Source organism: Flavobacterium petrolei (assembly GCF_003314435.2).
GTDB classification, from domain to species: Bacteria; Bacteroidota; Bacteroidia; order Flavobacteriales; family Flavobacteriaceae; genus Flavobacterium; species Flavobacterium petrolei.
In genome coordinates this window covers 52,459-65,486 of the sequence record NZ_QNVY02000005.1, presented here as the reverse complement: position 1 = coordinate 65,486, position 13,028 = coordinate 52,459, and the positions used below count along the sequence as shown (strand labels likewise).

Here is a 13,028-nt window from a genome sequence, read left to right as displayed (position 1 = left end):
CAAAACAAAAAAACCACAACAATAACGTTAATGTTGTGGTAATGTATAGTTCTATTTGAGGGAATTGAAGAAAACTATACAGCTAATATGTACTCAACAAGCCCTTGTTCATGCGTTAATTCCATTTTTTTACGCAAACGATATCTTTTTATTTCGACACTTCGTACTGAAATGTTTAACAAAGGAGCCACTTCTTTCGAGGAAAGATTTAACCTCAGGTAGGCACATAATCTCAAATCGTTTGGTGTTAACGAAGGATGAGCAGCTTTCATCTTTTTCAAAAAGTCTTTATCTGCGTTGTCAAAAGCTTCCTTAAAAACACTCCAACTATCGCCTTCTGTAATGTTCTTGTTAATTGTAGAAATGACAGATTTTATACTTCTGTTCCCATCATCTGGTGTTTTCTTTAAATCATCTTTAATGAACGCCAATAACTCATTTTTACTATTCAAACTCATAGTAGAAAATGCTAATTCTCTATTTTTGGCATCTACATCTTGCGAAAGTTGTTCGTTTCTAATCCGCATCAATTCCTGCTCGTTCTCCAGTTCTTTAATTTCCAATAAAAGATTATTCTCTTCTATCAGTTTTTCTTTTTGTTTTTGATAGTAACTTTTATATGCCTTATGGATAAATCGAGCCATTACCATTATAAAAATCAAATATACTAACAGTGCAGTATGAGTTAAATACCAAGGTTTTTCAACCGTAAAAGAATATACCGCTATATCTTCCAGAGTAGAATTAGCAAATTTAGCTCTGACCTTAAAAGTATATTCGCCAGGAGGAAGGTTTTTAAAATTTACCGTTGATTTCGCACTCCATTCACTCCAATCATCTTGAAATCCTTCTAATAAATATTGAAATTCAGCATTAATGTATTTATTAAATTCAGGAACCGTATAATTGATAGTAATATTATTATCATCATGTTTAAAACTACCTTTTTCTAGAATCGAACGATTTTCGGAGCTTTCATTAAGCTTATTTGTATTAATTGCGGAAATAGAGACATTATGATTTTTAAAACTCAACTCGTTAAGATTTAAAATATAATATCCGTCAGTGGTTCCAATCAAATAATTAGAATTAGAAATTTGAGTAATATTTTCATAGCCCAACATCGAATTTGTTAACGAAGCTGGAATAGGAATCACGTTTTGCTTTAGTTGATTACTCAATTTACTCAATGAAAAATAATGGATGTAATTTTTTGAAAACAACCATATTTTGTTGGAATTATCCACAATCAGTTTTCCAGAAGTGTATTCATCTTTTTCAAAAACAGCACTTAACAAAGTATCTTTACTAAATTGTTTTGTCTTTTCATTCAATTTAAAAATACCTCCTTTATTTGCATAATAAATGCTATTATTAAACTTTGTCAAACTGGCATTTTTCCCTTTTGCAGGTGTTTTATATTTCAAAAAAGGCTTTGTTTTCAACAGTTTACTGTCTAATTCCAGTCTGTAAACGCCTTTGTATTCATGACTTACGAACACATTCAAATCGTTTGTGATTTCAAAATATTTAGCAGAATAATCAAATCCGGCTATTTTGTTTCTAAAGCTCCACTGATTATTCGTTTTTTCCAAAACTGAAATTCCGTAATAATTCCCTTGAAGCAAAAGTGCTTTTTGATTGGGTACAGTTTCAAATTTCCATGTTCCTGATGCTGAAAATATATTTTTCGCTACCGCATTTTCAATCACAAATGTCCCCGAATCGTGACCGCAAAAAAGCGTCCCATCGTGTTCAAACAATGACCAAACCTGTCCTTTAGTTCCATTTACAAATTTGAAGTCATCTTTACTCTGATAACTTTTATAAAATAGACCTTGATTCGTTCCTACATACAAAGTTCCATTGTACAGTTTTGAAGTGTAAACCGTCCCCAGAATTCCCGTGTCATCAACAAAATTTTGTATTGGAGATTGCAGATTAATGCAATTGATTCCGTTGTCTAATCCTACCCAAAGATTTTTATCAGCATCTTCATATAAAGAAAGCGCAGTATTATTAGTCAATCCTTTGTTTTGAGTGATGTGATATTTAATTTTTCCGCTATTGTTTAAAATAAATATCCCATTGGAAACGGTTCCCAAAGCAAAACTTCCGTCTGAAAGCACTTGACTGCTATACAAACTACTGGCTGCTAATACCGAATCAGCCTCAGTAGAAAACTTTGTCAAAGCACCTCCTATGAGCTTGTAAAATCCATTTAATTGTGATTGGATCAAAAGCCCTTCATCAATAGCAAAAACATTGACAATTTTATTGCTTTGCAAAATTGGATTATTGGAAACTAACCGTGCTTTTCCACTTTCTATTTCAAAAAATCCTTCGTTTAGTGTTTGAAAGTAGATTGCATTTTTGGTACGGAATGACTTAGTAATATTATTTTTTGGAGCAATAATTTTGAAACCTCCCGTTTTAGTATCATAAATATAAATTCTGTTCAAGGATTGGAAAATTATCCATTGATCATAATTTAATATATTCCAAAATTGCTCATCATCAAGAATTTTAGTTTTTATTGTTTTGCTAAGTGACGTGTATTTTAGTTTTCCATTTGGTTGTCGGGTCCAAAAACCAAATTCCATATAACAACCCGTAAAAATTTTATTTCCAATTACTTTCACAGAACGAACAATCGTTTCGTTTGGTGACGGATATAACTCCCAATTAGAACCGTTGAACTCTAATAAACCTTCATTGTTAGCAAAGAAAACATAATGATTTTGATCCTGCGAAATCATCCAGTTTTGATTTCCCGCACCGTAAATACTAGATGCATATTTTACAATTGGGGGTAATTCTTGAGAAAAAGCACAGAAGGATATTAAAAAAAGAAAAAAGTAAAGTTTTGTTTTCAAAGGGTCTTGTTGTTAATTTTTTTCAAAAATAAACCTAAAATTAGTATTTATTTACGGGATAGAAAACATAAAAACCATACAAGAAGAAAAAAGAGATTTCACACGACCTTTTAAACAATATTTGTGACTTGTTGAATCCTTTTAGTCAGTTGAAAATTGATTACTTTTGTAAAAATTATCATTTTTATGCAAGTTGACCTTTCGAAATTAGATCCAAAGAAAAATATCATCATAAAAGGCGCACAAGTACATAACCTAAAAAATGTAGATGTTGCGATTCCCCGAAATAAATTAGTTGTTATCACAGGACTTTCGGGTTCCGGAAAATCAAGTTTGGCTTTTGATACTTTATATGCCGAAGGGCAGCGTCGCTACGTAGAGAGCTTATCGTCTTATGCGAGACAATTTCTTGGACGATTGGACAAACCAAAAGTGGAATATATCAAAGGAATTGCTCCTGCGATTGCTATCGAACAAAAGGTGAATACTACAAATGCACGTTCTACGGTAGGAACTTCAACCGAAATATACGATTATGTAAAATTGCTTTTTGCCAGAATTGGAAGAACTTATTCTCCTATTTCTGGTCGTGAAGTCAAAAAAAATACTGTTACTGATGTGGTTTCCGATGTAAAAACATTTGAATTAGACAGCAAATGGTTACTTCTTGCACCCATTCACCTTGAAGAAGGACGAAAACTGGAAGACAAACTAAAAGTCCTTTTACAACAAGGATTTGCCCGAATATTAGTAGAGAATGAAATGGTACGTCTAGACGATTTACCGGATGTTTTGGATAAAAAAGAAATTTTCCTAATCATTGACCGAATTGTCGTTAATCACGATACATCAGGCGAAGAAGAGTTCTACAATCGATTGGCAGATGCGGTACAAACTGCTTTCTTTGAAGGAAAAGGGATATGCTATTTAAAGGAATTAAATTCCGAAAAAAAGTATTCCTATTCCAATAATTTTGAATTAGATGGTATTACATTTCTGGAACCCAACGTTCATTTATTTAGTTTCAACAATCCTTATGGAGCGTGTCCCGTTTGCGAAGGCTATGGAAATATTATTGGAATTGATGCCGAATTAGTGGTGCCAAATACCACTTTATCCGTTTTTGAAAATGCAATTTTTCCTTGGAGAGGCGAAAGCATGAGTTGGTTTCGAGATGAATTAGTAAATAACGCTTACAAATTTGATTTCCCAATTCACAAACCGTATTACCAATTATCTGAGGATCAAAAAGAATTGATTTGGAATGGAAATAGCTATTTTCAAGGCTTGAATGATTTTTTCAAAGAACTGGAAGAAAAAAATTATAAAATCCAAAACAGAGTGATGCTTTCGCGTTACAGAGGCAAAACTAAATGTCATTCCTGCAAAGGAAAACGTTTAAGAATTGAAGCTTCTTACGTAAAAATCAATGAAAAAACAGTTTCGGATTTAGTTGATTTACCTATAAAACATTTGGTTACCTTCTTCAAAAATATTGATTTAGATGTTTATGAAAAACAAATTGCCAAACGATTATTAGTAGAAATCAACAACCGTTTGTCCTTTTTGACCGAAGTAGGACTAGATTATCTGACATTAAACAGGAATTCAGCAACACTTTCCGGTGGAGAATCGCAACGCATCAACTTAGCAACTTCACTTGGAAGTAGTTTAGTGGGTTCTATGTATATTTTGGATGAGCCAAGTATTGGTTTACACCCAAAAGACACAGAGCGCTTGATAAAAGTATTGCTTTCCCTACGCGATTTAGGAAACACGGTAATCGTGGTAGAACACGATGAAGATATCATGAAAGCCGCTGATATGATTATAGATATTGGTCCGGAAGCGGGAACTTTAGGAGGACATTTAGTCGCTCAAGGAACTTATGACGAAATATTAAAATCAACTTCACTTACCGCAAAATATTTGAATGGAGATTTAGAAATTACCGTGCCTAAAAAACGAAGATTATTTAAAAATTTTATAGAAATAAAAGGAGCTCGAGAAAACAATCTTCAAAATATTGATGTTACTTTCCCATTGGATGTGTTAACAGTAATTACTGGAGTTTCTGGAAGTGGGAAAAGTACGCTTGTTAAGAAAATCCTTTTTCCGGCCATGCAGAAAAAGCTGGAAAATATAGGCGAAAAAGCAGGACAGTTTACTGAAATGACTGGTTCTTTTTCGCAAATTAAACATATTGAATACGTAGACCAAAACCCAATAGGAAGAAGTTCCCGATCTAATCCTGTGACCTATATTAAAGCGTATGATGACATTCGGGAATTGTATGCCAAGGAAAAATTATCAAAAATAAGAGGGTATCAGGCCAAACATTTCTCTTTTAATGTTGATGGTGGAAGATGTGAAACCTGTAAAGGAGAAGGTTCTATAAACGTAGAAATGGTTTTCATGGCCGATGTGCAATTGCCTTGTGAAACCTGCAACGGGAAAAGATTTAAGAAAGAAGTACTGGAAGTCGCTTATGAAGGTAAAAACATTCACGATATTCTTACGATGACTATTGACGATGCCATTGCTTTTTTCATTGCGAACAAACAAACTAAAATCACTCAAAAACTACAGCCGTTGCAAGATGTGGGATTGGGTTATGTTCAGTTAGGACAATCCTCTTCTACCCTTTCCGGAGGAGAAGCACAGCGTATAAAACTAGCTTCATTCCTAGTAAAAGGAGCAACAAAAGACAAAGCTTTATTTGTTTTTGATGAACCTACAACTGGATTACATTTTCATGACATCAAGAAACTACTGGCTTCCTTTGATGCATTAATTGACAAAGGACATTCGATTATTGTTATCGAACACAACCTTGATTTGATAAAATGTGCGGACTGGATTATTGATTTGGGACCTGAAGGAGGAGAAAATGGAGGAAAATTACTCGCGGTAGGAACTCCAGAACAAGTTGTCAAAATGAAAGGATCTGTTACAGGAAAATATTTGAAGGATAAATTATAAACATTACCCCATATAACATTTCTCTTCAAATGGATTTCCGTCTTCATCAATTGCTATTAATATTTTTTTAGCTTTTGACGAAACTTGTGAAATATATATCCAAGCTATAGACCAAAGTCCAAGAGTAGCACAAAAGATGTAAAAATTAAAAACATGGTCCACCTTTTTTTTCTTCTTTAATAAAACTGCATAAGGTAATTTATCATTTCGTTCTAAAACTACAAATCCATTATTGGTTTTATCGGTTAGAATAGATGTAAATTTAATTAAATCAGCATCATTTGCGTTTATTGCGGAAGAACTATTTTTCATTGCGATTCGTCTATTTTTTTGCGGTTATACGTTTATATAACTTTCACAAAAATAATAGCAAAATTAAAACTCCACAATACCCACTTTTAGTGATATTTAAAATTTTTAAATAAAAAAAGACTTTTCCTAAATAAGAGAAAATGAAAGAGTTATTTCCTTTATGTATCAAATAAAAATACTAAGACATAATTTTTAATTTCTTAAAAACTACATCAATAGCTTGATTGATTTCGACAGAAATAACAAATTTGTAATTAATATAAACGTATAATAGGGTTATTAAAACCGATTTCAACACAATATTAATCATTGGATTAAAAGGAAATTCCCAGAAGTAAAACAGTAAAAATAACAACAGTGTTATTGCCAGAGAATACAATGTTTGTTTTGTAAATGGATACAAATGCAATCGTTTTACCACAAAAAGCAACTTGGCAATACTATATAAGGTTATCGATAATAAAGTAGCAAAAGCAGATCCCATAATTCCGTACAAAGGAATAAAAATCATGTTTAAACCAATAGCTACAACGACTAAAAAAACTCCCAGAAACAAAACCGCTCGATAATATTTAGTATTAAAAATAATAGCATTGTTATTCCCTAATATCAAATCAAAATATTTAGACAACCCAATCATAAACACAACTAAAATTCCACCGCTGTATTCTTTAGGAACAATTTCATACAACTGATTGATATTGACAAAAATGCCCAACATTACAAAGCCACCTACGACTTGTAAATTTATTGACGTTTTTTTGTATAAAACATTTAATTCATCGAATTTGTTATCATGCATCAGTTTTGCAGTGATGGGATAAACAATTTGATGCATCGCCCGACTTGGAACTGATATTACCAAAGCAATAAAGGTTGCAATTGAATAATAGGCTATATTTTCGATAACCATATATTGATTCAGCATTATTTTATCGCCATCCAAAAGCAAATTAGCCACACTTCCTGATAAAATAATATAAAAAGTGTACTCCATCAAACCTTTTACGTTATGCGGAATTGCAAACTGAAAACTTGGTGTTTTGATATAAAATGCATATCCCATTGTAATAATCAATGCCAAAAAATAAATACCAGCAGTAATGTAAACAAAATCAACAACCGTTATCCATTTATAATAGACACCAATCAACGCTAATAACGAAAACAACCTTAATCCTACTTCTTTGACAAAATTCCCAAAAACCGAATGCATGTGAACTCTGGCCCAAGCGTAAAATATTTCGAAATAAGCCATGCACAATCCAATAAATGGAATCAGCCAGATAAAATCCTTGACTACTGGATTTTTCTTTGATACAAAGAATAAAATATCATCAAAGAAAATATATCCAATTAGAATTAAAGGAATCGATAAAAGCAACGGAAAAAGTACGGTAAAGGATAAAAATCGAGATCGTTCTTCATCAGTTTGATATTGGGAATAAAATTTCACTAACGTATTTTGCATTCCTATTGCAAATAAAGGCATGATAACATTGGCAACTGAAAGGATATAATTCGTTAAAGCATAATACGTAGCGCCCAAAAAAATAGGGTACAAATACAACGTATTTATTGCCCCAATTCCAAAACCCAAATAGGTAATTATCGTATTCTTTAAAGATTGATTTAATACTATTCCCATTATTTTATTATTGCGAGGTATTAAGAAACCACGCTTTTAATTTAAATTTTTAAGCAATTCAACCAATTCTTTGGTTAGGTTTCTTCTGGAATAGTTTTGTAAACCAACTCCATTAGATTGTAATTTTCCTTCCAAAAACTGATTATAAAAGTCCAAAATTACACTTTTAAGTTTCACTTTCTCCGAATAATCAAAAAATACACCTGTATTGGTATTCGTAATAATTTCTGCAAAGTCAGAATCCTTTGGTCCAATGGCAATAATTGGCCGGTTTGAAACCATATATTCGAATAATTTCCCGGGAATAATGCTTTTCGTATCTTCAGAATTGATTTCAATAAGCAACAAAACCTGTGATTTTCGCTGGTGCGCAATTGCTTCTGCATGCGAAACATAACCTAAGTTATTCAAATACGGTTTTAACCCAAATTGAGAAATAGTTTCTAAAACTTCCTGGCTGACTGCGCCGATTAGTTTAATTTCTAAATGTGATTTAAAATCTGGAATCTCATGTGTCAGTTCAATTAAACTTTCCCATAAAATCGAAGGATTTCTTTCGGAAAGAAAAGAACCAATATGTGCTAAACTAAATTTAGCATCTAATGTTTGTTTTTCGACCCGTTCAGTATCGTACCCATTGGTAATTACCGCAATCGGTTTAGTAGTAATCGCTTGAAATTCCGTTTTAGTAGTTTTACTCGTGACTATAATTGTATCCGCTGTATTCAAAACCTGATGTTCCAGAGCTTTATGTTTTTTGGCAGCAAAACTAGATAGTCGCAATGATTTATGATAGCCAATAGTAGTCCACGGATCTCTGAAATCAGCAAACCATTTTAAATCTAATTTTTGTTTTAATTCTAATCCAATCAAATGCAGACTGTGCGGCGGTCCGGAAGTTAAAATAGTATCGATATCATTGTCTAGAATATATTTCTCCAAATAAGCAACCGATGGTTTTACCCAAAAAACGCGCGCATCTGGAATAAAGAGATTCCCGCGAATCCAAAGAAACGTTTTGTCCAGAAAAGATTGCTTTTTCTGATTTGGAATAATTCCCGAACTGATTTTTTTAGTTTTGTTTTTTGAAAGAAAAGAAGCCAATTGATAGGGTTCAAAAATCCTTTGTTTCAGAATAATCGCTTTATCCGAAACTTCTTTAACCAAATTTTCATCAACAATGGGATATGTAGGATTCTCCGGAATATAAACAATAGGCTGAACGCCAAAGTCTGGCAAATACTTTACAAACTTAAGCCAACGTTGCACACCTGGCCCGCCCGCCGGTGGCCAATAATAGGTAATTATTAAAATTTTCTTCGGTTTCAAGTTCAAGGATTTGTTATAATACGATAATTTAAAATCTAAAATCAAAATTCGTTAATCAACAATCTTAAATCTTTTTCTTCCTTTCGAAATAAATCCCACCAACTAAAAGCAACAGCATTCCTATGGAGCTAATCAACGTTATGGTGCTTCCAGTTTTTACGACTTGTGGTTCAAACTTAAATTCTATCGTGTGTTTTCCTGCCGGAATTTGCAATCCTCTTAAAACGTAATCGACTCTAATATGAGACACACTTTTTCCATCAATATACGCATTCCATCCTTTTCCATAATACATTTCGGAGAAAACGGCTAAACCTTCTTTTGAATTGTTTGATACATATTTCAAGTAATTAGGTTTATAATTTTCTAAAGTTATACTCGCTGAACTGTCTTTTGCGAAAGCCGTATTTTTAATTTCAAAATCTTTACTGTTTACAACTGCCACATTTTTAGAATCCAAACTATCCAAAGCTTTCATCTCTTCATCAGTAGAATTGACCAATTGTACTTGGCTTACAAACCAAGCATTTCCATTAGCATTTGGGTTTGAAGTTGGAAATTCTTTTCCTTCTTTATTGGTTTGAATCACATATTTTACATCCAGCATATTGAGGATTTCCATATTGTTATTGGCAATTTGGTAATCGAATAATTGCTGCATTCTGCGCGGTTTTACGGCACTGTAGCCACCAATCGATTTATGAAAATAAGAAGCTCTGGCACTAGATAAATTCCCAGAAACTTCAAATACTCTATAATGTGAGGTGTCCTTTAGAATCTCAACATCAGAAGGAGACTCCTGAAAAGGCACTTCTACTTCTCTTCCGCTAACGAAATCTTTTCCTGAAACATAATTTTTATCCACGAAAAACAAATCGGAAACCATTAATAATCCTACGATTATAATAGCCGTATTTTGTGCAAACCGATCTTTAATAGCCATCCACAAAACGCCTGCAATTACTAAGATAAAGAAACCCGAACGCAATAAATCAGCACTATACAAACTCATCCTGTCCTGTTTTAATGCATTTACAAAATCTGGACCATACGTTTCTTGAAAATAAGCATCATTACCGCCAGAGAAGCTGAATAAGCTTTTGCTAAAGAACAAGATTATAATGATTCCAAAACCTAGAATAGCTGTTTCATATAATGCTTTCCACTGTAATTTTTTATCCAATTGAAAGAAAGACTGTAATCCCATAATAGCCAGCACTGGAAAACACAATTCAAGTATAACTTGGATCGAAGATACCGCTCTGAACTTGTTGTACATTGGAACATAATCGATGCAAAAGTCTGTTAATAACGGGAAGTTTTTACCCCACGAAAGTATCAAGGCAACGACAGCTCCCGAAAGAAATACATATTTAATTTTGCGTTTATCAATAAACAGAGCCATAATTCCTAAAAAGAAAACCACCACACCTATATATGCTGGAGCCGCAACAATAGGCTGATCGCCCCAGTACGTTGGCATTCCTGAAACAAAATCAACAGCTTGGTCTTCTGGAACACCCTGACCAATCATAAATTCGAACATATTGCTATTCCTCCCTACAGCTTCATTATTAGAACCACCAAAAAGTCGAGGTGCTATAAGATTAAAACTTTCGGTTATTCCATAACTGTACTCCGTGATGTAATCATGAGTCAGCGCACTGCTGTTTGAATTTTTTGAACCATCAGGATTAAAACTCAATTCGCTTTTTCCGCGTGTACTGAAATCTGCATATTCGGCTGTTGCCAATAAATTGGTCGCATTTGCACCAAGAGCAAAAATTCCTGCTATGGCTAACGTCCCAAAAGAATACAAAAGCGATTTATATTCCTTTTCTTTGATTTGCTGATAGATAAAATACACTGAAAGAATCAATAGGAAAATCAATAAGTAATAGGTCATTTGGAAGTGATTTGCATTGATTTCTAATGCTGTCGCAAAAAGCGTAATCAAACCTCCCAGAATATATTTTTTTTGAAATACCAGAATAAATCCGGCAATAACAAGCGGCATGTAAGCAATAGCATGCGCTTTGGCATTATGGCCAACGCCTAGAATGATAATTAAATAGGTAGATAAACCGAAAGCCAATGCTCCAAAAAAGGCTTTCAAAGGATCAACTTTTAGCACTAACATCAAAACATAAAATCCAAGAAAATATAAAAATAAATAATCCGCAGGACGCGGTAAAAATCGCAACGCATCATCTAAAGCGCCAATATAATCGTACGGATATTTCGCTCCTAATTGATAGGTTGGCATTCCACCAAATGCTGAGTTAGTCCAATAAGGTTCTATATGATCCGTGGCTCTAAAGTCATTTTGCTCTTTGGCCATTCCGGTATATTGTACAATATCCGATTGAAAAATTTGTTTTCCTTGTAGTACAGGATAAAAATAAAGAACAGAAACGAGTACAAAACCAAGTATGGCAAGGGCGTGCGGATAGAACTTATTTATTATTTTCAATTTAAAAAAGTTTGGATTAGAATAAAAAACCTGCAAATAACGACAAATTTAATCTATTTCTTCGTAATCAACATAATCTCCCACTTTTTTGGTTTCGCGTGGGTTTTTAGCATTTGCAGTATTGTATATTACTTCATCCTTACTTTGTGTTTTTTTCCAAGTATTGTCTTGGGCATATTGCTGCTGCTTTTGCATATTCTCTCCTGCTTTTTCGACTACTTTTTTAACTAGTAAAGGCAAAAACAATTTTGCTAAAAATCTGAAAATATAGTAAAAAGCGAGCATATAAAATATTGCTTTTATAAAACCAATGAAGGAAGCTGTTTGCATATAACTGTAATTTTTTCCAAAATTAATAAATCAACCGTTCAAAATTAAAATATCTCTCTTAAATAAATAATAAAATATAGTACATTTGAAAAGCGTTATTACTTTTTAACCCAAAAAAAATAATATGTCCAAAATCAAAATCTTATTTATCACTGCTGTTTTAATGATTCCAAGTATTCATTATGGCCAATATACTGATCAAATAAATTCGAACAGACCTGGAGAAACCATGTCCGCTTTCGCAGTTGGAAAATCAGTAATCCAAATTGAAACAGGCGTTTATGGCATCAAACAAAATCATAGTTTGTTGAATTATGATGCTAATGGTTTTGGAATTGACGCCACCTTACGATGGGGATTATTCATGGAGAAATTAGAATTGATTGCCGACATCCAATACCAAAACGAGAAATACACTACCTTGTTTAACAGTTCCAATCGAGCAGATTTCAAACAAACAGTTTTAGGAGCCAAATATTTGATTTACGATCCTTTCAAAAATTCCCAGAAAAAGGTCAATCTTTACAGTTGGAAAGCAAATCACGGCTTCAGATGGCGCCAATTGGTACCTGCCGTTTCTGTTTTTGCGGGAGCAAATTTTACTATGGCGGATAATCCGTATTCCTTTTCTGCAGAATCCAGCATCTCCCCCAAAATAATGCTAATAACTCAGAACCATTTAGGTGACGGAAGATGGGTTTTTGTAACTAATATCTTAGCGGATTATATAACCACTGATTTCCCTAGTTATGGTTATGTATTGACATTAACCCGAGGATTTAATGACAAATGGTCTGGTTTCGTGGAAAACCAAGGCTTCAAAAGTGATTTTTACAGTGATGCGATTGTTCGAGGAGGCGCCGCTTATTTATTGAATAAAAACATGCAAATTGACGCTTCGATTAGTACAAGCCTAAAATACACACCTTCTGCCCTATACGGCGGCATTGGTTTTTCATGGCGTTACGATGGTAATTATAAAGAAGTACGCATAAATATTGACTCTGGTGATTCTGGAAAAAAAGCGAAGAAAAGAGCAAAAAAGACTAAAAAAGGATAAACATAGAATTTCAAAAAC

The 13,028-nt window shown here is 33.3% G+C and carries 8 protein-coding genes; 2 read left to right on the top strand and 6 right to left on the bottom strand.

Annotation, left to right across the window (positions count from 1 at the left end; all coding sequences use genetic code 11):
* Window positions 1–74: 74 nt before the first annotated feature.
* Window positions 75–2,876, bottom strand: coding sequence for a helix-turn-helix and ligand-binding sensor domain-containing protein (locus DR871_RS13635; RefSeq protein ID WP_242497121.1), 2,802 nt, complete (start codon window positions 2,874–2,876; stop codon window positions 75–77).
* Between the two features lie 186 nt (window positions 2,877–3,062).
* Here DR871_RS13635 and uvrA point away from each other — a divergent pair, with 186 nt between their 5' ends.
* On the top strand, window positions 3,063–5,858 hold the full coding sequence (gene uvrA, locus DR871_RS13630; protein WP_113666905.1) for an excinuclease ABC subunit UvrA: 2,796 nt from the start codon (window positions 3,063–3,065) through the stop codon (window positions 5,856–5,858).
* A gap of 3 nt (window positions 5,859–5,861) precedes the next feature.
* On the opposite strand, the gene DR871_RS13625 is transcribed toward uvrA, so the two are convergent.
* The 5 genes from DR871_RS13625 to DR871_RS13605 all read right to left on the bottom strand — a co-directional run bounded on the left by DR871_RS13625 (window position 5,862) and on the right by DR871_RS13605 (window position 11,950).
* Window positions 5,862–6,170 carry a hypothetical protein gene (locus DR871_RS13625; RefSeq protein ID WP_113666750.1) on the bottom strand — a complete coding sequence of 103 codons (309 nt, stop codon included), beginning with the start codon at window positions 6,168–6,170 and terminating at the stop codon, window positions 5,862–5,864.
* Window positions 6,171–6,348: 178 nt separating this feature from the next.
* Window positions 6,349–7,818, bottom strand: coding sequence for a lipopolysaccharide biosynthesis protein (locus tag DR871_RS13620; RefSeq protein ID WP_113666749.1), 1,470 nt, complete (start codon window positions 7,816–7,818; stop codon window positions 6,349–6,351).
* Between the two features lie 36 nt (window positions 7,819–7,854).
* Entirely contained in the window at window positions 7,855–9,147 is a 1,293-nt protein-coding gene (locus DR871_RS13615) for a glycosyltransferase family 4 protein (RefSeq protein ID WP_113666904.1), read from the bottom strand.
* A 64-nt stretch (window positions 9,148–9,211) separates the two neighbouring features.
* Window positions 9,212–11,620, bottom strand: a complete 2,409-nt coding sequence (locus tag DR871_RS13610; protein WP_113666903.1) for a YfhO family protein — start codon at window positions 11,618–11,620, stop codon at window positions 9,212–9,214.
* 48 nt (window positions 11,621–11,668) lie between these two features.
* On the bottom strand, window positions 11,669–11,950 hold the full coding sequence (locus DR871_RS13605; protein ID WP_113666748.1) for a DUF4834 family protein: 282 nt from the start codon (window positions 11,948–11,950) through the stop codon (window positions 11,669–11,671).
* 124 nt (window positions 11,951–12,074) lie between these two features.
* Here DR871_RS13605 and DR871_RS13600 point away from each other — a divergent pair, with 124 nt between their 5' ends.
* A complete protein-coding gene (locus DR871_RS13600; RefSeq protein WP_165355340.1) occupies window positions 12,075–13,010 on the top strand; it encodes a transporter in 936 nt (311 codons plus the stop codon).
* Window positions 13,011–13,028: the final 18 nt, after the last annotated feature.